13 protein-coding genes and 1 pseudogene are annotated in these 21,598 nt (G+C 70.1%); 7 read left to right on the plus strand and 7 right to left on the minus strand.

Annotated features, from left to right (window positions below):
• The first annotated feature begins 270 nt into the window (after window positions 1–270).
• From ACTIMO_RS16720 to ACTIMO_RS16730, 3 genes are all read left to right on the plus strand, one after another.
• Complete coding sequence (locus tag ACTIMO_RS16720; RefSeq protein ID WP_448183140.1) at window positions 271–4,653, plus strand: DUF7933 domain-containing protein; 4,383 nt, start codon at window positions 271–273, stop codon at window positions 4,651–4,653.
• Between the two features lie 98 nt (window positions 4,654–4,751).
• A complete protein-coding gene (locus tag ACTIMO_RS16725) occupies window positions 4,752–6,242 on the plus strand; it encodes a SpaH/EbpB family LPXTG-anchored major pilin (protein ID WP_448183141.1) in 1,491 nt (496 codons plus the stop codon).
• A 9-nt stretch (window positions 6,243–6,251) separates the two neighbouring features.
• Window positions 6,252–7,256, plus strand: coding sequence for a class C sortase (locus ACTIMO_RS16730; RefSeq protein ID WP_235498728.1), 1,005 nt, complete (start codon window positions 6,252–6,254; stop codon window positions 7,254–7,256).
• Window positions 7,257–7,268: 12 nt separating this feature from the next.
• Here the strand turns inward: ACTIMO_RS16730 and ACTIMO_RS16735 are convergent, their stop codons facing one another.
• From ACTIMO_RS16735 to ACTIMO_RS16745, 3 genes are all read right to left on the minus strand, one after another.
• Window positions 7,269–8,003: a glutamine amidotransferase gene (locus ACTIMO_RS16735; protein ID WP_448183142.1), complete on the minus strand. Its 735-nt coding sequence runs from the start codon at window positions 8,001–8,003 to the stop codon at window positions 7,269–7,271.
• A gap of 281 nt (window positions 8,004–8,284) precedes the next feature.
• The gene (locus ACTIMO_RS16740; protein WP_448183143.1) at window positions 8,285–10,201 is read right to left on the minus strand and encodes an MFS transporter; all 1,917 of its coding nucleotides are present in this window, start codon (window positions 10,199–10,201) and stop codon (window positions 8,285–8,287) included.
• Window positions 10,201–10,776: a MarR family winged helix-turn-helix transcriptional regulator gene (locus ACTIMO_RS16745; protein ID WP_422391307.1), complete on the minus strand. Its 576-nt coding sequence runs from the start codon at window positions 10,774–10,776 to the stop codon at window positions 10,201–10,203. The genes ACTIMO_RS16740 and ACTIMO_RS16745 overlap by 1 nt, the downstream gene beginning before the upstream one ends.
• 246 nt (window positions 10,777–11,022) lie before the next feature.
• Between ACTIMO_RS16745 and ACTIMO_RS16750 the strand changes: the two genes are divergently transcribed.
• A complete protein-coding gene (locus ACTIMO_RS16750) occupies window positions 11,023–13,437 on the plus strand; it encodes an FdhF/YdeP family oxidoreductase (protein WP_448183144.1) in 2,415 nt (804 codons plus the stop codon).
• Window positions 13,438–13,660: 223 nt separating this feature from the next.
• The gene (locus ACTIMO_RS16755; RefSeq protein ID WP_448183145.1) at window positions 13,661–14,965 is read left to right on the plus strand and encodes an MFS transporter; all 1,305 of its coding nucleotides are present in this window, start codon (window positions 13,661–13,663) and stop codon (window positions 14,963–14,965) included.
• A gap of 120 nt (window positions 14,966–15,085) precedes the next feature.
• Here the strand turns inward: ACTIMO_RS16755 and ACTIMO_RS16760 are convergent.
• Window positions 15,086–15,388, minus strand: a pseudogene (locus ACTIMO_RS16760) (pyridoxal-phosphate dependent enzyme); the annotation flags it as partial.
• Window positions 15,385–15,699 (minus strand): DUF6457 domain-containing protein, encoded by a 315-nt coding sequence (locus ACTIMO_RS16765; protein WP_448183146.1) that lies wholly within the window; start codon window positions 15,697–15,699, stop codon window positions 15,385–15,387. The pseudogene ACTIMO_RS16760 and the gene ACTIMO_RS16765, both read right to left, overlap by 4 nt.
• Window positions 15,700–15,931: 232 nt before the next feature.
• On the opposite strand from ACTIMO_RS16765, the gene ACTIMO_RS16770 reads away from it, so the two are divergent.
• Window positions 15,932–17,839: an adenylyl cyclase gene (locus ACTIMO_RS16770; protein WP_448183147.1), complete on the plus strand. Its 1,908-nt coding sequence runs from the start codon at window positions 15,932–15,934 to the stop codon at window positions 17,837–17,839.
• Window positions 17,840–18,004: 165 nt separating this feature from the next.
• On the opposite strand, the gene ACTIMO_RS16775 is transcribed toward ACTIMO_RS16770, so the two are convergent.
• Together ACTIMO_RS16775 and ACTIMO_RS16780 are read right to left on the minus strand one after the other, a co-directional pair.
• Entirely contained in the window at window positions 18,005–18,985 is a 981-nt protein-coding gene (locus ACTIMO_RS16775; RefSeq protein ID WP_448183148.1) for a LacI family DNA-binding transcriptional regulator, read from the minus strand.
• Window positions 18,963–20,048, minus strand: a complete 1,086-nt coding sequence (locus ACTIMO_RS16780) for an AraC family transcriptional regulator (protein WP_448183149.1) — start codon at window positions 20,046–20,048, stop codon at window positions 18,963–18,965. Before ACTIMO_RS16780 ends, ACTIMO_RS16775 begins: the two co-directional genes overlap by 23 nt.
• 69 nt (window positions 20,049–20,117) lie before the next feature.
• Between ACTIMO_RS16780 and ACTIMO_RS16785 the strand changes: the two genes are divergently transcribed.
• On the plus strand, window positions 20,118–21,598 hold a 1,481-nt coding region (locus ACTIMO_RS16785), incomplete at its 3' end, for a flavin-containing monooxygenase (protein ID WP_448183150.1).

Below are 21,598 nucleotides of genomic sequence, written 5' to 3' on the forward strand. Positions count from 1 at the left end.
GACCGGCTCCGGCTCCCGTCCCCGGCTCCCCGGCTCCCCGGCTCCCGATGCTCAGGAGATCCGCAGGATGCCGGAAAGACGGAGTCGATGCCTTGCCCGGGCTGTCGGATGACCCCTAGCGTGCGCGTGGGGGTTTCATCTGTGTCTCATTCTCGGTCCCGGTCTCGGCGTCCTTCGGTCTCGCCTGTCCTTCCAGCGCGCCCCCGATGGTTCTCGCGCCGACCCCTGTCACCGACCCCCGACCCCGTTACCGGAAGGCGCACCGTCCCCGTGGACAAGCCGAAGCGACCGAAGCCCGACGCTGCCCGCTCGGGACCCCGTCGTCCCCTCGGCATCGTCGCAGCCGTGGTCGCACTCGTCATCGTCTCGGGCGGCTGGGGACCCGCTGCAGCCCAGCCACCCGGCCCGGCAGACGCGGTGTCCGCCCCCCTGTCCGGGGAAGCCACGTCGCCACCCGAACCCGTCGAGGAGGCGGGCGTGATGGCGCCCGCCCCGCCGATTCCCGAGGGCTCCTCCGGTGTCGAGAGCCCGGCGGCCACGCCGACGTCCGGGCCGACGTCCGGGCCACCGTCCGCAGAGCCGGAGCCGGAGCCGGACGAGTCCGTCGCTCCAGCGCCCGCCCCCTCACCGGAACCTGTGCCGGAACCCGCACCTGGCGCCGACCCCGGCATGGCTCCGGACGACAGCGCCGAAACCGCCGAAATCGACGAGCCTGCGCCGGGGGACAGCAAGGCGCCGTCGGGCGTGGCCCGCATGGAGTCCTTCGGGAGGTCCGCCGACGTCGGACTCCTGGCCGCCGGAGTACCCGAGTCCCCCCGCCCGGCGTGGATCGACACCTTCGAGCAGGGACTGACGAACGCTCCTAGCGGGATCACCGCTTATGCCGCGAATCGGTACACGACCTCGAGCGGGTGGGCGATCGGGACGAACTGCACGGGGATCCTCCTCAACTACGTAGCGCCCTACCCGAACACCGCGTTCTGCCCGTCCCAGACCACCGGAGGGTCGTCAGCAGCCCGGGAAGCCAGACGCATCGCGGACGTCCTCGGACAGGTCCAGGCCGGCGTACCCGGCGGCTCCGCCACCGCGGCGGCGAACGGTTCCACCGCCACCACACGGAGCAACCACGCGCTCGTGTCGCTGCCGTACACCACGGTCGCGGGCGGCACAACGGCCCTCCAGTCGACTGCAGGGATCGGTCTCGGCGCTCCGAACGCCCGCTACTACTCACTCGCGATGGATGCTGCGGGCACGCGGTGCGGCACGAGCAATGCCTCGCTCGCCTTGAACCTGGTCACCGGAGCCGCGACACCTGTCACTCTCCTGACCGGGTTCGCTGCCCCGGTCGTCCCCTGCGCCGGCACAGGCAATGTCTTCTACACATCACCGGCTCTCGCCCCGGTTGCCGGCGCCACCGATCCCGTGCTGACCGGTTCCGTTCGAGCGGCGACCTTCACCGGCACGAACACCGCGCTCCTGACGCCTGCGCAGATCTCCTCCGCGAGGGTGCAGCTCGTCAACTCCCAGGCTGGTACGGGCGGCGGTTTCGGTGTCGACGACGTCAGGGTGCTCGATGTCACGCCTGCGCTGGATGTCGCCTACGACCCAACGCCGGCAACGGCGACGACGCCGACCATCCTGACCTACACGATCACCAACACCGCCGATCTCTACGCGAAGACCGACTGGGGTTTCGCCGCTACACTCCCGGCAGGGCTCAGGGTGGCAACGGCCCCGGCCATCGGAGGCACGTGCAGGGACATCGGGGGAACGGTATTCGCGGTCACCGCCGCGGCAGGGTCGGGAAGCATCACGTCCGTCGGCGGGGACCTCGCCGCCGGCAGCAGCTCGTGCACGATCCAGGTCGCCGTCGTCGCAGCGCAGCCGGGGACGTTCTCCAGCGGGACAGTGAGCGCCAGTGGACTCGTCCCCTCGGCGCCCATCGACCTCGTGGTCGATCCCCTGACGACCATCACGGTCCGCAAGAACCTCCCGACGCGGACGACGCCGGCCGATCAGTTCGTCCTGTCACTCCGGGAGGGGACGAGCACCCTGGCGTCGGCCACCACCACCGGAACGGCCACCGGGGTGCAGTCGGCGCAGATCACGCGCGCCACCGTGCGCCCGGGCGCCACCTATACGATCTCCGAGGCTTCGGCGAACAACGCGGGTCTCGGCTATTCCAACGCCTACGAGTGCACCCGCGCCGGCACCGTGATCGCCTCCGGGGCAGGAGCCGCGGGCACGATCACCATCCCTGCCGAGGCCGGGGCGGAGGTCACCTGCACCTTCACGAACACGGTGCAGACCCAGCGCCTCTTCTGCGACACCAACCGTTTCTACTCGATCACGGCCACCGGCACGCTGGAGCAGGCGGACATCGCCGCAGGAGGTGCTCCCGCGTCCATCGGAACCTGGGCGAGCGTCACATCGGCGAACGCACTCGGTGTCGGCGCGGGCGGCTCTCTCGCGTACGCGCTCGACAGGTCGGCAGACTCCACCGACGTCCTCTCGGTCCTCAAATGGACCCCGGGCGGCGGATTCGTGAAGCTCCCCACCACGTCGTACACCACCGTGGCCACGGGCGGCACAGTGGTTGACGGCGCGATCGTCGCCGGTGCCGTCGACCTCTCGAGTGGCCGCTATCTCTTCGGGAAGTTCAACAACAGCCGGTTCCACATCTGGAGCTTCACCGAGAGCAACCCGACCGCCACCCGCTTCGCGTACGTCGGCTCCTTCGCTGCTGCCAGTGCATCGGCGAACGGCGACATGGCTTTCGATGCCGTCGGCAACCTCTACGTGGTCGGAGCGCCTGCGAGCACCACCACGACGTCTGCGACGGTCTACACGATCTCCAGGGCGACGCTCGCCGCGGCGAACGGCGGCGCGCTGGCGGTCAGCCAATCGACGCCGAAACCGCTGACCGGCACGGACGCGACCTTCGCCGCCGCCAATGGCGTCGCATTCTCGCCGCGCGGTACCCTCTACATCGGCAACGCGGGGAGTGCCTACGAGTTCGACGCCACCACGGGTGAGCGTGTCCCGGGTACACCGCGCGTCCTGGTCAACTCCACCGACCTCGCCGGCTGCACGACGCCCTCGACCCTCACGGTCCAGAAGAACGTGGTGGCACGTCAGGCCTCGAGCGATCAGTTCACACTGACCGCGGCCACCGGATCGCCGCTGTCGACGATCGCGTCCGCGACGACGTCCGGAGCCGCGACCGGGCGCCAGGCCGAGCAGCTCGGTCCCTTCCCTGCGGCGGCCGGCAGCACGATCACCATCTCCGAGACCATGGCCGCCGGCTCCGGCTCGGCGCTCTCCGGCTACAGGGCCTCCTACGACTGCTTCGCGGGCGGGGTGCGACTGACTGCCGGCAACGCCACCACGGGTACCGTCACGATGCCCAGTGGTCTGGGCGTCAACGTGGTCTGCACCTTCGTCAACTCTCCCGGCCCCGTCGCCGAGACGAGTGTACGGATCACGAAGACCATCCGGGAGGCCTCGGGCCTCACCCGCCCCGGGGTCGACTGGACCGTGGGGACGACCGCGACGGCGACCACGGGTAGCGCGACGGCCCTGCCGAGCGAGGGCCCCAGACAGCAGACCGACGCCGCAGGGCAGGCCACCTGGCAGGTGCTGTACGCGTCGACGGCGTCACGGGCAACCCTCGTGGTGTCGGAGGTCCAGCAGGAGGGCTTCGCCTTCGTCAGCGGCTCCTGCACGGTGAACGGTAGCGCCGTCCCGACCACGTTCGCGCCGGCCGACGCTGCCGCGGGGCAGACCGTCAGCGCCAGCCTCACGGGCATAGCTCCCGGTGCGGCGATCGACTGCGCCCTGGTGAACCGGCCCACGGCGTTCCTGACGCTCGTGAAGGAGGTGACGTTCGGCTCCGCGCTGCCGACCGACTGGACCCTCAGCGCCACGGGCCCCGCCGGCGCCCTGCCCGGACCGTCCGGGCGCTCCGGATCGGGTGCGGCGTCGAACGTCCCGGTGACCCCGGGCACGGCCTACCGACTGGCCGAAGCAGGTGGTCCGCCCACCTACGTGCAGACCGGCACCTGGCGGTGCCGCACCCCAGCGGGTGCCAACGTCACCGTCACGGCGTCGGGAGACGTCACCCCGGCAGCCGGTGCCGCGATCACCTGCACCGTCACGAACGCGACGGCGGCCCTCACGATCCTCAAACAGGTGATCGACCCGCGGCCGGGGTTCCAGGCCGCGGACTGGAAGGTCACGGCGACCCCAGCCGCCCTGACGGGTGCCACCCTCACGACGGAGACCCGGCCCGGCGCCGAGTACGTCGCATCCGGGAACCCCGCGAGCACCTTCGACGTGCGGCCGGGCCACGGCTACACGCTGTCGGAAGCCGCCACCGACCCCACCCGCAAGCTCGCCTACCAGGAACTTCGTCTCGAGCGCCTGTCCGGCTCGACCTGGGTCCCGGTGGCCGCACGAACCATTTCCGCTCCACCAGCGGGCCAGACGGCGGTCTACCGCTTCGTCAACGCCCCGGTGGCGCCGACCACGCTGCCGCTCACGGGCGGTACCAGCGCCGACGCGTTCTACATCGGAGGAGGAGCGCTGCTCGTCGCGGCCCTCGCCCTCATGGCGTGGAACAGCCGTCGACGGATGCGGGGCGCCTTCCGCTGATGCGCACACTCACTTTCCTGTCCGCTGTTCCTGCTCTTGATCCTGACCTTCAGTTCTTGGTCTCACCCTCGCATCACCTCACTCATAGGAGATATCTCGTGTCCATTCCCATCCTCCGGCGGCTCTCGGCCGCGCTCGGCGTGCTGGCGCTGAGCACGGCGGCAGCGTTCGTCGCCGTCTCCCCGGCGACCGCCGTCACCCAGGCGGGCAACATCAATCCCGATACGCCCCGAACCCTGACCATCCACAAGTTCGCGCTCGGCGCGGACAACGGCCAGAACATCGGCACCGGCCAGGAGGTCTCCGTCCCCGGCACGCCGCTTGCCGGCGCCACCTTCACCGCTGCACTGGTCCAGGGTGTCGATCTCACGACACCGGAGGGCTGGACGCAGGTCTCCTCGCTCACTCCGGCAACGGCAGCCTCGCGTGTGACCCTCCCCGACACCTTCACCGCGACCACCGGCACCAACGGTGTGGCGGTCTTCAACACCCTGCCGGTCGGGCTCTACCTCGTGACCGAGACCGTGCTGCCGACAGGCGCCACCAACCCGGCTGCACCGTTCCTCGTCACGCTGCCGTTCCCGACGGGGCCGGGTGGCGCGCCGTCGAACCAGTGGATCTACGACGTGCACGCCTATCCCAAGAACTCCGTGACCGATCTGACGAAGACCCGCGTCCCGGCACCTGCCAACTCGGTGGAGGCGAGGAACCCTGACCTCATCCGCTGGGCGATCAACTCGGGCATCCCGACCCTGGCCGCAGGTGACACCCTCGACGTCTTCACGCTCACCGACAGCCTCCCGGTGGAACTCGAATACCTGGAGTCAGGTCCGACAGGTATCGCCCCGACCAGCGTGCAGGTGACCAACGCAGCCGGCGTCGTCCAGAACTTCGCCGCCGGAACCGAGTACACGCTCACCTACGACCAGGCCACGCGCAATCTCACCGCCTCGTTCACCCCCGCCGGCCTCACCCGACTCAGGTCGCTGCCGAACGGCGACGTGACGCTCACCGTGCTGAGCCGCGCAGTGACGATCCCCGCCCGCGGCATCATCACCAACACGGCCACGAGCGTCGTGAACGGGAGCACCGAGACGGTCACCGGAAGCACCCCGATCGGCCAGCTCACCGTGTTCTCGTTCCAGAGCGAGAACGGGGTGCGGACACCCCTCGCAGGTGCCGTGTACCAGGTGTTCCTCAACCAGAACGACGCCAACCTGGGCCAGAATGCCGTGTTCATCGACGGCATCCAGAACTGGACGACCGGCGCGAACGGATTCGTCGCGATCCCGATCATCACGCCGGGCAACTACTACGTCCGTGAGATCACGCCGCCGGGCGGGTTCCAGATTCCCGCTCCGAACCAGGTCCAGACGCAGGTCGTCGCCGGCCCGAGTTCGACCACCGCCCCTGTCCAGAACTACGTCGAATTCGAGCACGACCAGGTTCCGGCCTTCGCACTGCCCCTCACGGGTGGTGACGGTGCCCTCTGGTTCACGGTCGGTGGGACCGGCCTGCTCACGCTCGCCCTGGGAACCGCGATCGTCGCGGCGCGGCGCCGCGCGTCCGTTGTGCCGGCCACGGCGTAACGTAGCAGCGTGAAGTCGAAGGCGGGGCGTCAGCAGGGCGCCCCGCCTTCTGACGTCGAGGGGGACAACAGCGAGGCGATCGTCGACGCCACGGAGCCCATGCGAGCGCACCGTGCACGGGAACGTCGCCGTGGGTGGCGACTGCGCCTGCTCCCCCTGCTGGTTGCCCTGGCTGTCATCGCCGGAGCGGCGCTTCTCCTCTACCCCACCGCGGCCGGCTGGTTCAGCTCCGTCGAGCAGTCGCACGAGATCGACAAACTGACCCAGGGCATCAACGACCTCGGCGCCGAGACCCTCAGGGAGAGGCTCGCCGATGCGCGCAGGTACAACCAGAGCCTGGGCGGCAGCGGGGCCGACGTGGCCGCGAACGAGCGTCTCCCGCTGGCGCAGGATCCCCGTTCCGGCAACGAGGAGGACTACCGCTCGATGCTCAGGGGCGATTCCGAGGGCCTCATGGCGCGGATCAGGATCCCCTCGATCGCCGTGGACCTGCCGATCTACCACGGGACGGGCGACGACGTCCTCGAGCGCGGGATCGGCCACCTCGAGGGCACGGCGCTTCCTGTCGGCGGCCCTTCGACCCACTCCGTCATCACCGGGCACCGGGGCCTCGCGACCTCGGAGCTCTTCACGAACCTCGACGACGTCCAGGTGGACGACACGTTCACCATCGAGGTCTTCGGCGAGACACTCGCCTACCGCGTCGTGGAAACCCTCGTCGTCGACCCCCGGGACACGGAGAGTCTCCTGATCCAACCCGGTGAGGACCTCATGACCCTCGTCACCTGCACCCCGCTGGGCATCAACAGCCACCGTATCCTCGTCACCGGTGAACGCATTTCGCCGACCCCGCAGGCCGACATCGACGCCGCAGGTGACGCTCCCGACATCCCCGGCTTCCCGTGGTGGATGTACATCGCGGGCGGCGTCGTCGTCGCTACCACCACGTATGTGTGGGCATCGGGGCGGCCACCACGGCCGGTGCAGCTGCAGGTCCGCGGCCGTCGACCGTGAGTCGGAGCCGCCTCACCTGCGCGCGTAGCGGGTGACGAACGCGCGCAGGATCGCCTCGGGCTGGTCCACGACGGTCGCGCGGGCACGCTCCATGTACTCGTCCGCCTGCTCCGGCGGGAAGTAGCCCGCGTGGCGGTACGTGCTGATCCGTCCGACGAGCGCCTCAACGTCGAGTTCCGGGTGGAACTGCGTCGCGTACACGTTCTGTCCCACACGGAACATCTGCACGGGACAGGTGGGCGAGGAGGCCAGCAGCACGGCGGAGGACGGCAGCGCCGCGCACGCCTCCTTGTGTCCCACGTAGGCGGCGAACGACGGCGGCAGCCCGGCCAGCAGCGGATCCGCCGCGCCGCCGTCCGTCAGGGTGATCTCGACGGAGCCGATCGGCTCCGCATAGGTGGTGTCGACGACGGCTCCCTGGTGCCGGCCGAGGGTGCCGACGCCGTAGCAGGCTCCGAGGAACGGGAAGTCCTCGGGGACCACACGGTCCAGCAGTGCCCCCAGTTCGTCTTCGACGCGCACCTGGACGGCGCTCTTCGACTCCTCCGGATCGGAGGAGTTGAACGGGCTGCCACCGAGGAAGATGCCGGAGTAGTCCGCGAGGTCCAGCTCGGGCATCGGCCCGGACTCGAGACGAATGCGCCGGAGCTCGCCCTCCGCGAGTCCGCCGAACCGGAGAAAGCTGCGGTACTCGGCGTCGGCGGCGAAGTCCTCGGCGCGGGTGGCCAGGAGCAGGAAGGGTTTCACCCCTCGATGCTACTGGCCACCCGCGCACCGCCGGCCCGGGGCCGGGCGTGGCCCCGACGGGGGGACTCCTACCCCAGCTCCGCGCTGCCGCCGTCGGACGCGACCTCCGGGGCACCCGCCCGTCGCGCCCGGAAGGCCACACCCGGCGGACCCGAGACGCGATACCCGTCCTCGGAGCGGGACACGCGGAACTCCCCCGAGGACCCGTCCGGCAAACGCATCGGCCGGGACGGCGAGAGGCCACCGGGTCTCCCCGATGGCCTCTCCCTTCACACTGTGGGCTAGCGCTCTGCGTGAGCTCGTGCCGATGATCCCGCTTCGAGTTCGGACAGCTCGCGCGCCACGCGGTCGACGTCGGACTTCAGGATCGCGACCGGCCCGGCGCTGTGCCGGCCGTGCGACGGCTGCAGTGCCACGACATCTTCGTCGTCGGCCGTGGTGGCGCCGCCGTCGGACGACGTCCCCGTGCCGTGTCCGGCGATGACCGGCGACGCGGGACGACCCACTGCCGCGGTGTCCGCATGCGTCGTCGCGGTGTCCGCCGAGCCGCCGGCGACGGCGGGCGTGGTGCCCGTGGCCGCAGGGGACATCGACGCCGCGGGACCTGCGGGGGCGGCCTGCGCGAAGTCGACGGTGCGGCGCAGCGGCGTCTCCCGGATGAACAGGACGCAGATGAGGCCGAGGACCGCGATGACCGCCGTGATCGTGAAGATCAACGCCGTGCTGTCCCCATAGGCCGCCCGGACGATCTCGGCGATCGGCGCGGGCAGGTCGACGAGGTCCAGCGAGCCGCCCGCCGCGCCGCCCGTGCTGGGGACGCCCGCCGCGGCGAGTCCCTCCGTGGTCTTCGTGGTGACCTGCGTGCCGAGGACGGCACCGAGGACGGCGACTCCCGCCGCTCCACCCATGGAGCGGAAGAAGGCGACGGAGGCGCTGGCCGAGCCAATGTCCTTGACCGCCACGGTGTTCTGGACGGCGAGGACGAGGTTCTGGAGCATGAGGCCGAGGCCCAGGCCGAAGACGAAGGTGTAGATGCCGACGAGCCAGAGTTCCGTCAGGTGGTCGATGGTGCCGGCGAAACCGAGACCGGCGATGAGGAACAGGGAACCCGCCACGAGGTAGCGCTTCCACTTGCCGTACTTGGTGACGAGCTGCCCGGCGCCGATGGAGCCGATCAGGTTGCCCGCGATCATGGGGAGGGTCAGCAGGCCCGCCTCGGTGGGGGTGGCCCCGCGGGCCACCTGGTAGTACTGGCCGAGATAGCTCGAGCTGGCGAACAGCGCGATCCCGACGGCGATCGAGGCGACGATGGCCAGGGCCGTGGTGCGCTCGGAGATGATCTTCAGCGGGATGATCGGCTCGGCCACCTTGGTCTCGACCACCATGAGGAGCGCGAGGAGGATCACGCTGCCGCCCACCATGAGGGCGGTCTCACGGGAGAACCACGCGTAGTAGCCCTCCTTGCCCGCGAACGACACCCAGATGAGGAGCAGGCTCACGCCGGCGGTCAGGAGGATGGATCCGAGCCAGTCGATCCGCGCCTTGCGGCGCGTGTCGGGGAGCTTGAGGGTCAGCTGCAGCAGCACGAGGGCGATGATCGCCAGGGGGACGCAGACGAAGAACGTCCAGCGCCAGCCCAGCGGCGAGTCGACGATGAATCCGCCGAGGAGCGGTCCGCCCGCCGTCGCGACAGCCATCACGCCACCCATGTAGCCGGAGTACCGGCCGCGCTCACGCGGGGCGATGATGGTGCCGATGATGGCCTGTGCCAGTGCTGTGAGCCCGCCCATCGCCACGCCCTGGATGACGCGGGCGGTGAGGAGCAGCGGGATGGTCTGTGCGAAGCCCGCGAGCACCGAGCCGAGCACGAAGATCACGATGCTCACCTGCACGAGCATCTTCTTGTCGAACAGGTCGGCGAACTTGCCCCAGATGGGCGTGGTGGCCGCGTTGGCGAGCAGCGCAGCCGTGATCACCCAGGCGAAATCCGTCTGCGAGCCGTTGAGGTCGCTCATGATCGTGGGCAGGGCGTTCGCGACGATCGTGCTGCTGAGGATCGCGGTGAACAGGCCCGCCAGCAGGCCGGTGAGGGCCTGCAGGATCTGCTTGTGGCTCATGGGCTCGGCGGCCTTGTGCTGGTGCGGCGCCGGTTGCGGTACGGCCTCTGCCGTTGGCGCCGTGGCGGAGTGGATGGCCATCAGTGATCTTCCTTCGTGCTCTCGGACGCGGGGTCCAGGTGGTGACGGCCGTCGTTGCCCGTGCTCGATTCGGTGGTGGTGCGGGGGAAGCGGCGGGGATCGGCGGTCGTTGCGTGCGCTCCCCCGCCGTGCTGCGCGGTCGCGGTCCGGAACGCCTCGGTGAGGTGCTGGACCGAGGTCGACGCCGCTTCCGCCTCGCTCTCGGTCCAGTCGGCGAGGATCTCCCGCAGGGTCTCGGCCCGTCGCTCGTACGTGTCGGCGAGGTAGGTTTGGCCGTCCTCGGACAGCGAGAGCAGGCAGGCCCGGCCGTCCAGCGGATCCGGGCTGCGGACCACGAAGCCGAACTGCTCCAGGTCCGCGAGTTGCCTGCTGAGGGCGGACGGCCCGATGCCGAGGCGTGCTGCGAGCGCAGACGCCCTCAGCGGACCACCCTCCCCGATGAAGAACAGGACACCGGTGTGCGCCGGCCCCAGCTCCGAGTACTTCATGCCTGCCGTGGTGACACCCCGGAGGGCTCGCTGCAGGTCGAAGATGTTGTGCACCAGCTCTGCAGCGGTGTGCTGCGCTACCGACATCGCGGACTCCAGACCCTCTTATAGTTCGTTGCTCTAAGTAACGGTACTCCTCCCGTTTCGTTAGGTCAACTAAACAAATGGTGTCACGGACGGCGGAGAGCACGTCAAGCCATGGACAGGGGGCACCCCGAGGCTTGCGGCCTGCACCGCAACACTGTTAGGCCTGACGTACAAGCCCGACAAGCGAGGCAGGCCACCCCCTGCCGAGGAAGGCCCCCGCCGGGGCCGCGGAGAAGGACGGTCGCCGTGACGCGCAAGGAACCCGTGGTCGAGGAATTCGACGAGAAGGACCTCCGGGTCGGGAAACGGCCGAAAGAATGGGCCGCGGGAATCCCCGGTGTGTACCACTCCATGAAGCCGGCCATCGAGCACATGGGGGTGGAGCGGACCCTGAGGACCGTCCTGAAGATGAACCACAAGGACGGCTTCGACTGCCCGAGCTGCGCCTGGCCGGACCCGGACAAGCGCAAGACGTTCGAGTTCTGCGAGAACGGCGCCAAGGCCGTCACGTGGGAGGCCGCACCCGTCATCATCTCCTCCGAGTTCTGGGCCGAGCACTCGATCAGCGAGTTGCGGGAACGGTCGGAGTTCTGGCTCGGCATGCAGGGACGCCTCGTCGAACCCGTGTACAAGCCTGCCGGGGAGGACCACTACCGGCCGGTGAGCTGGGACGAGGCCTTCGAGATCGTCGGCAGCAAGCTCAAGAGCCTCGACTCCCCCGACGAGGCCGCCTTCTACACCAGTGGCCGCACCTCCAACGAGGCCGCGTTCCTCTACCAGTTGTTCGTCCGGGGTTTCGGCACCAACAACCTCCCCGACTGCTCCAACATGTGCCACGAGTCCTCCGGCTGGGCCATGGGGCAGACCATCGGCATCGGCAAGGCCACGGTCACGTTCGATGACTACGAGAACGCCGACCTCATCATCGTCATGGGCCAGAACCCCGGCACCAACCACCCGCGCATGCTCACCGAGCTCGAGAACTGCAAGCGCAACGGTGGACAGATCGTCGCCGTCAACCCGCTCCCGGAAGCGGCACTCAAGCGCTACAAGAACCCGCAGAAGGTCCGGGGGGTAGCCGGCAAGGGGACGGAGATCGCCGACCAGTTCCTGCAGGTACGGCTCGGTGGAGACATGGCGCTCCTGCAGGCCGTATCCAAGCGCGTCTTCGAGTCAGAGGCGAAGAACCCGGGCACCGTCCTCGACCACGCGTTCCTCGAGGAGCACTGCGAGGGGCTGGACGAGCTCCGCGACTACCTCCTGAAGCTCGACGAGACCACGGTCCTCGAAGCCACGGGACTCCGCTCGGAGGAGATCGACGAGCTCGCCGCGCGCTACATCGCCGCGGAGAAGGTCATCATCACCTGGGCCATGGGCATCACGCAGCAGAAGAAGGGCGTGGCGACCATCAAGGAGATGATCAACCTCCTGCTGCTGCGCGGCAACATGGGCAAGCCCGGGGCCGGCGCCTCCCCCATCCGCGGGCACAGCAACGTGCAGGGTGATCGCACCATGGGCATCTGGGAGCAGATGCCGCCCACGTTCATGGATGCCCTCGGGAAGGAGTTCGGGTTCGAGCCACCGCGCGAGCACGGCGCCGACGCCGTCGAGACCATCAAGCGCATGCGCGACGGCGAGATCAAGGCCTTCGTGGCCCTCGGCGGCAACCTCGTCTCGGCGATCTCGGACACCCAGGTCGCTGAGAAGGCGTTCGAGAACACCGACATGACGGTCCAGATCTCCATCAAGCTCAACCGCTCCCACCTCATCACCGGCAAGGAGGCGCTCATCCTCCCCTGCAAGGGCCGCACGGAGATCGACCGCCAGGAGACCGGTGAGCAGTTCGTCTCGGTGGAGGACACGGTCTGCGCCGTCCACCCCTCGTGGGGCAGCGTCGAACCGGTCTCGGACAACCTCCTCTCCGAACCGGCGATCGTCAGCCGGCTCGCGCGCGCCACCATCGACGGGAAGATCGATGCCGACTGGGCGGGCTTCGAGAAGGACTACGACCTCATCCGCGACCACATCGCCCACGTGGTGGAAGGCTGCGAGGACTACAACCGGAAGATCCGCCAGGAGGGCGGCTTCATCCTGCCGAACGGTCCGCGCGACTCGCGCACGTTCAACACGCCGACCGGCAAGGCGGTGCTCACCGTCAACGACCTCGAGTACCTCGAACGCCCGGAGGGGACGCTGATCCTCCAGTCGCTGCGTGCCCACGACCAGTGGAACACCACCATCTACAGCCACAACGACCGCTACCGGGGCATCCACAAGGGCCGCCACGTGGTGTTCATCAACCCGGAGGACATCCGGGAACTGGGCCTGAAGGACGGCCAGAACGTCGACATCCACGGCGTGTACGACGACGGCATAGACCGCGTGGTGCGGGCCTTCCGCGTGGTCTCCTACCCGACCGCGCGCGGCTGCGCCGCCGCGTACTACCCGGAGGCGAATGTCCTCGTGCCGCTCGACCGCGTGGCGCAGGGCAGCAACACCCCCATCTCCAAGCAGATCATCGTACGGTTCGAGCCCAGCTCCCACACGGCTCCCACCGAGCACGATGTCGCCGCCACCGCTCCGGCACCCGAGCCGGAGCCGGACGGCTTCACGGGCACTGACGCCACGCCCGCGAAGGTGGCGGAGGCGGCGAACGCCTGACCCGACCCGACCGCCGTCGGAGGTCCTTCAGGGGATGACCCGACGGCGGACGGTCTGGTCGCAGGGGCGGCGCTCCGGCCTGGCCGGGCCGCTCGGCGCTCCGGGCCCGGCGGGGCCGCTCGGCGCTCGGATGCGCAGGCCGCCGTGCCGGCGCCGCTGCCGCAACGGCCCTTGTCAGCGCGGATAGACTGCTCCGGTCACGGCGACCAGGAGGAGCGGGCGGATGCGGCAGGACAACCGGCACGCTGACCGGCGGCACGACGATCCACCGGCGACGGCCCCCGGGGTCGACGTCGCCCAGCGGCATGTGGTCCGCGTCCTCGTCGTCGCCCAGATCCTCGGCGGACTCGGTGCGGGTGCCACGCTGTCCCTCGGTGCCCTCCTCGCCGCCGAGACGTCCGGATCGAGCGCGTGGTCCGGCATGGCTGCCACGATGGCGACACTCGGAGCCGCTGCGGCCGCCGTCCCCCTCGCCACCCTCGCCCAACGGCGGGGACGACGCGTCTCCCTCGCCACGGGCTCCCTCATCGCCTGCTGCGGGGCGCTGCTCGCGATCACCGCGGCGTACCTCTCCCTCTTCCCCCTGCTGCTCGTCGCACTGGTCCTGCTGGGTTCGGGATCCGCGACCGGCCTGCAGGCGCGGTTCGCGGCCACGGACCTCGCCACCGAATCGACGCGCGGGCGGAGCCTCTCGCTCGTGGTCTGGTCCACCACCATCGGCGCCGTCCTCGGTCCCAACCTGTTCGAGCCCGGCCAGGTGGTCGCCGGGTTCCTCGGGATCCCCGCGCTCAGCGGCGGATTCGTGTTCACCGTGGCCGCCCAGGTCGCGGCAGCCCTGGTGTACACGGTGGGGCTGCGGCCCGATCCCCTCCTGACCGCGCTCAGGCGCCAGGCGGCCGATCGTCGCGCCGATGCCCCGGCGCCCCTGAAGCGGTGGGGCTTCGCGGTCCTGACAGGTAACAGCGGCGCACGGTTCGCCGTCGTGACCCTGATGGTCAGCCATGCGGCGATGGTCTCCCTAATGTCCATGACGCCCGTCCATCTGCACGATCACGGCGCCGGCCTGTCCGTCGTCGGACTGACGATCAGCCTGCACGTCGCGGGGATGTACGCGCTGTCACCGGTGTTCGGCTGGATCGCGGACCGCGCCGGCGCGGCTCGCGGGATCCTCTGCGGGCAGATCCTCCTGCTGGCAGCCCTGCTGGTGGCCTGGCGGGGTGCGGAGTCGGAGGTGGCCGTGACGGTCAGCCTGATCCTCCTCGGCCTCGGCTGGTCGGCGAGCGTGGTGTCGGCGTCGGCACTGCTGGCGGGAGCGGTCGACGTCGGCGAGCGCGCGCCCGTCCAAGGCACCTCCGACCTGCTCATGAACCTCGCCGGTGCCACCGGTGGAGCCCTCGCCGGACCGGCGCTCGTCCTGATGGGCTACTCGGGGCTCGGGCTGGCCGCGGCCGTGCTGGTGGCTGTCCTGCTGGCCTGGACGCTCGCGCGCCTGCCACGGTCCCGATCGGCGGCGCCGGCCGGCGTCTGACCGGGGCCTCCCGCAGTAGGGCAGATCAGCGCGGTGCTGCCCGGCCTTCGCCGGCGCCAGGCCGACGAGCCGGAACCGCTCGAGGACGACGACGGTCCCGTCCGTCACGGTGAGCACGAGCACGACGTCGACGCCGAGCTTCGCCCCGGCCGCCGCGGTCAGCCTCGCATGGTTGCTCTGCGCCGCGCCGGTGGTGACGAGGACGTCCGCCCCCTGAGCCAGGGCCGTGCCGGCGGTCCATTCGAGCTTCCGGACCTTGTTACCTCCACCACCCAACCCGCTGAGGTCGTCGTGCTTGATCCACAGGTCGCCGGGATCCAGTCCGAGAGCGGCGGCCAGGCGAGGCGCTGGCTCGAGGGGCGTCGGCCAGGACCCGAGCCGGGCGCGGGTCGGTGTCTGCTCCTGCCGCTCCGCGGTCGTCACTGGGCGGAGCCCGTCCAGCCTTCCTCCTCGCTCGTCTCCTCGTCCTTCTCGATGACCGTCAGGACGGTCTTCGCGGCCTTCTCGACGGCGGCGCTCGTCTCGTCCCGGCCGTCCGTGGTCACGGTGCCCGCCGCGTAGCCGATCATGAAGGCACTGATGGCGCCGGCGTGCGGGGTCAGCAGGCGCGAGGATCGCTCGGCGACCTCGACGATCCTCGGGTGATCGACCTCGAGGTCCAGGACCTGCAGGGCCTGTGCCAGGGTCCGGCTCCACTCGCTGAGGCTGCGTTCTTCGTCGTCGGGCACTGCCATGGGGTCTCCTCGGGTCGGGGCTGTCGACGTACCGGCCGCGCCGGAGTCGCTCCTCCAAGCTCTACCACCGGCCGCGCACCCCTTCAACGATTGATCTCCTGCGGTGCTGTCGAGGCATTCCTTGACTTCACCACGCTCCGGGGATGTAATTCCCTCACGGCTTAGTGACACGATTCACCAGGTCGCTTCGCCGCCCCGGCAGGATCACCTCGACGGAGAGGAACCGTTCAGCATGACCATCCCCCGCCCCACCATGACCGGACGCACCCGGCTCGCAGCTCTGCTCGGAGCATCCGTGCTCCTGGCCACCAGCACGGGAGCCACCGCGATCGCCGCCCCACCCACCACCCCAGCACAGGCCCCGACCCAGAGCATGCCGGTGACGGCGAAGAAGGCCCCGCCGTCGTCATCGCCCGACTTCGGCCCGAACGTGACCATCTTCGATCCGAGCATGCCGGTCAGCGAGATCCAGGCGGAGGTCGACGCCGTCAACGCCCGCCAGATCGATGACGAGATGGGCACCGGACGCGAGGCGCTCCTGTTCCTGCCCGGCACCTACGGCACCGACGCGGAGCCGCTGCAGATCAAGGTCGGCTACTACACGGAGGTCGCCGGGCTCGGCGCGTCACCGTCGGACGTGACCATCAACGGCAAGATCGAGGTCTACAACCGCTGCCTCGAGGACAACGGCACGAGCAACTGCATCGCGCTGAACAACTTCTGGCGCACGCTCTCCAACCTGACACTCCAGGTCAACGGGGCGGGCCAGGACGGCTGCCGGGCGACCGCGAACTTCTGGGCGGTCTCGCAGGCCGTCTCCCTGCGCCGCGTGAACGTCACCGGCGGCACGCTATCCCTCATGGACTACTGCACGGCCGGTCCGCAGTTCGCGAGCGGTGGCTACCTCGCCGACTCGAAGGCCGGGGACATCGTCAACGGCTCCCAGCAGCAGTGGCTGGCGCGCAACGCGGAGATCGACAGCTGGTCCAACGGTGTCTGGAACCAGGTGTTCTCGGGCACCGTGGGAGCGCCGACCGACGAGGGCTTCCCCACGCCCCCGTACACGACCCTCGACGAGACCCCGGTCAGCCGCGAGAAGCCCTACCTCTTCGCGGACAGCAGCGGCGCCTACAGTGTGCGCGTGCCCTCGGCCGAGACGAATTCCCGCGGCATCTCGTGGGGTGACGGCGTGACGCCGGGCCGCACCGTCCCGCTCTCCGAGTTCTTCGTCGCCCGCCCGGGCGATTCCGTGCAGGCCATCAACAACGCCCTGGCCCGCGGCAAGCATCTCCTCCTCACGCCGGGCGTCTACGACATCGCCGACACCATCCGGGTGAAGCGAGCCGACACCGTGGTGCTCGGCCTCGGCCACGCGACCCTGACCGCCGTGAACGGCGCCGTCCCCCTGCGCGTCGCCGATGTGCCGGGCGTGGTGATCGCCGGTGTCACGATCGACGGCGGCACCGTCAACTCCCCCGTCCTCCTGCAGATCGGGACGAAGAACGGCAACAACGGGGCGACGAAGAATGATCCGGCGAACCCGACGACGCTCAGCGACGTCTACTTCCGCATCGGCGGCCCGCACGTGGGCAAGGCCGACACCAGCCTCGAGGTAAACAGCGACAACGTGCTGATCGACCACATCTGGGTGTGGCGCGCGGACCACGGCAACGAGGGAGCGTTCGGCTGGGACGTCAGCACGGGCCGCAACGGCGTCATCATCAACGGCGACGACGTCACGGCCACCGGCCTGTTCGTGGAGCACTACCAGGAGTACAACACCATCTGGAACGGCGAGCGCGGCCGCACCGTGCTCTACCAGAACGAGCTGCCCTACGACCCGCCCAACCAGGCGGCCTGGCAGCACGACGGCGTCCTCGGCTGGGCGGGCTACAAGGTGGCTGACGGCGTGAAGCAGCACACCCTGTGGGGTGGCGGCTCGTACATCTTCACCAACGTGGACCCGACCATCCGCGCCACCCGTGGGTTCGAGGTGCCGGACACGTCCGGCGTCGTCCTCAACCACGTGCTGACCGTCAACCTCGGCGCCGGCACGATCGACCACGTGGTCAACGACACCGGGGCACCCGTGAGCAACGCGAACACGGGCACCCCGAGCTACGTGGAGCGCTACCCGTAAACCGGCGTTCCTGTGGTCACAGGCCGCGTGCATGCACGAAGGGCCGGAGCATTGCTCCGGCCCTTCGTGCGTGCCTGACTGTGCGGGGACTCGAAGCACTGCCGTGGTGGTGCACCCGGGTCGGCTTGCCGAGGTGGGTGGCACCGCTGCCCCTGACGGCGAGCGTCAGGCGGAATCCCGTTCCACGAGATGCAGGCCGTGGCCCGGATGGCCCGGCTTCTCCCCCGAGCCGTCGAGGTCCGCCACGACCAGGGCCGCCAGATACCGCGCCTGCACCTCGATGGACTGCGAGACCGTCGTCAGCGCGGGAGCAGCGAGCCGTGCGGCCGGAACGTCGTCGACGCCCACCACCGCGCAGTCGTCGGGACAGGACAGGCCCTCGGCCCGCGTCCCGGCGAGGACCGCGAGGGCGACGTCGTCGTTGTAGGCCGCGACACCCGTGATGCCGAGCCCACGCCAGGCCCGGACGGCCTCGGCCGCGGAACCCACGTCGAGCCCGATGGGAAGGACGACGGGCTCGGGACGACCGAGCTCGGCACAGATCCGCCGGACCCCGAGCAGGCGGTCACGGGCGAAGACCGCGAGACGTGGGTCGGCCGGCCAGGCATACCCGAGCCGGGTCGCTCGGATCATCAGGCGCTCCGCCTGCAGGGCACCGATCCGCAGCTGGCTCTCGGACGGCAGATCGGGGTCAGGCTGATTGTCCTCACCGAGCGTCCCGAGCACCTGGATGCCGCCCTGACGCATGGCCAGCAGGTCGTCCTCCGCGAAGGGTGCGAAGCCGATCACCGCCCTCGGGGTCACGGCCCGCCAAAGATCCGCGAGCGGCCGTGCGCCGCGTCCGTGGTGCACGAGCACGGAGAGACCGCGGCCGGAGAGCTCGTCCGCCAGTTCGTCGAGCAGGGTCTCGATGACGGGCCCCACGGGCCAGTCCGGCAGGATGCAGAGCACCAGGTCGCTCCGCCCGGTGCGCAGCGCCCGGGCTGCGGCCGACGGCGCGTACCCCAAGCGGGTGGCGGTCTCCCGGACCCGGCGGCGGGTCTCCTCCGAGATGTTGACGCCGTCGCGCCCTGTCAGGACATAGCTGACCGTGGTGCGGGAGACGCCGCTCTCGCGGGCCACGTCAGCGCTCGTGATCCCTGCCACCTCTCCCCCTTCCCGCCGTGAATCCTTGCCTGTCAGTGTAGGTGGGGGCCTCCGGGACTCCCGCGCTGCCCGCCCGCACACCACTCGGCGTCGTGCCGCACCACCGGCGGACGCACCGGGTCAGAGCCGACTGCTCCGACAGTCCCACGAGCCCCGCGACCTGCTGCAGCGGCAGGTCCGTGCGGGTGAGGAGCCGCAGCGCCGCGTCGCGGCGGGCGTCGTCGAGCAGGGACTCGAAGCTGGTGCCCTCGCCGGCCAGCCGGCGCTGCAGGGTCCGGGCGTGCATGCCGAGGAGCCGGGCGGCGGAGTCGATGCGCGGCGGCGAGCTGCCGAGCATGCGGTCGATGGCGTTCCTGACCCGGGGTGCGACCACGCGGCCCGGTTCGGGGAAGTGGCTGTGGAGGTAGTCGAGGGCGATCTCCCGCAGGGTGTCGTCGACGCCGGCGAGCGGGCGGTCGAGCAGGCTCCGCGGCACCCGCAGGAGCGAGGCGGCCTGGCCGAAGCGCACCTCGGCGCCGAAGAACTCCGTGTAGCGGGAGGCGGGAGCCCTAGGCAGGTGCGAGAGGTGCACCGAATGCAGTCCGTACGGGCCGTCGAGGAGGAAACGGATCATGCGGTGCGAGAAGGCGAGGATCGCGTCCGTGGCCTGGCGCGGCGGCGTGCCCTCCGAGGATCCGTAGCAGAGGCCCACATCACCCGGCCGCCCCTCCGGATCCGCCACGAGGGTGAAGCGCAGCACGGGGCTGTGGAGGAACAGGAACTGCGACGCGCACTCGAGCGCCGCCCCCACGGTCGGTGAGTTCTGGACCGCGACGGCGAGCGGGCCGAGGATCCCGATGTCCTGGTACGCGGAGATGCGCAGGCCGAGGTCCGGGCACGGCAGCGCGCGCGCCGCCCCCTCCAGCAGGCGGGCCATCGCGACGTCGGACACGAGCACGTCGTCGCCGTCGAGCGCGTCCAGCGGCACCCCGAACTGCTCTGCGAGCGCTTCGGCATCGCCGCCGAACTGTTCGACGACGTCGCGGAAGCCGCGCATGCCGGCGGAGCGGATGACAGAGCCCATGTCGTCCAAGGTTAAATAGCTGTCGCACGAAGTCAAGCGGTGTGCAGCGTAAGACGGAAGGATGGAGGCATGGAAACAGCACTCGAGCACCTCGACGTCGTCATCGTGGGTGCCGGGCTCTCCGGTATCGGCGCCGCCTACCGCGTGGCCACCGGCCTGCCCGGCAAGAGCTTCACCGTCCTCGAGGCCCGGGGCGCGATCGGCGGCACGTGGGACCTCTTCCGCTATCCGGGCGTCCGCTCCGACAGCGACATGTTCACGCTCGGCTACCCCTTCCGCCCGTGGACCGAGGCCAAGGCGATCGCCGACGGCTCCTCGATCCTCTCCTACATCCGCGAGACCGCGGAGGATCCGCGCATCCGCGAGCGCATCCGCTTCCGCACGAAGCTGGTCGGGGCAGCCTGGTCCTCGGAGGACGCGCGCTGGACCCTCGACCTCGATGTCACGGACGACGACGGCGGCACGGAACGCCGGCAGCTCACCTGCGGCTTCCTCTACCTGTGCAGCGGCTACTACAACTACGACCGCGGCCACGAGCCGTCCTTCGCCGGCCTCGACTCCTTCACCGGCGAGATCGTCCGCCCGCAGTTCTGGCCCGAGGGCCTGGACTACGCGGGGAAGCGGGTCGTGGTGATCGGCAGCGGCGCCACCGCCGTCACCCTCGTCCCCTCCATGGCGAAGGAGGCCGCCCACGTCACCATGCTGCAGCGCTCCCCTACCTACGTCACCGCCGTGCCCAGCCGGGACACGTTCTCCGACGCCGTCCGCCGCCGTCTCCCCGCCGGCCCCGCGCACCATCTGGCCCGGGCCAAGAACGTCCTGTTCACGCAGGCCTTCTACCAGCTCTGCCGCCGCCGGCCCGAGCTCGCCAAGAAGCTCATCCGCACCCAGACCGAGCGGATCCTCGGTGACGAGGCCTCGGTCCGCGAGAACTTCACCCCCGCCTACAACCCGTGGGACCAGCGCCTCTGCGTGGCGCCGAGTGCCGACCTCTTCAAGGCTTTGAAGTCCGGCTCGGCATCCGTGGTCACCGACACCATCGACACCTTCACCCCGACCGGCATCCGCCTCGCCTCGGGGCGGGAACTCGAGGCGGACGTCGTCGTCACGGCCACCGGCCTCTCGATGCTGCCCCTCGGCGGCGCCCGCTTCACGGTCGACGGCCGGCCGGTGGACCTCGGCGACTCCTGGGTGTACCGGGGGCTCATGGTCAGCGGCGTCCCGAACCTGGCGCTCTGCGTCGGCTACACGAACGCGTCCTGGACGCTGCGCGCCGACCTCAGCTCGCGCTACGTCTGCCGCCTCATCCGGTACATGGACCGCCACGGCCACCGCTACGGCGCCCCGGCGGTCGACGGCGCGATGACGGCCCGGCCCATCCTCGACCTGACCTCGGGCTACGTGCAGCGCGCGGTGTCCGCCTTCCCGAAGCAGGGCGACCGCCAGCCGTGGATCATGCGGCAGAACTACCTGCTCGACGCTCCGACGGCCCTGCGCGGCAGACTCTCGAAGAACATGGTGTTCGACACCCCCGTACCCCCCAGCGGCAC

The organism is Arthrobacter sp. CP30 (genome assembly GCF_053470025.1).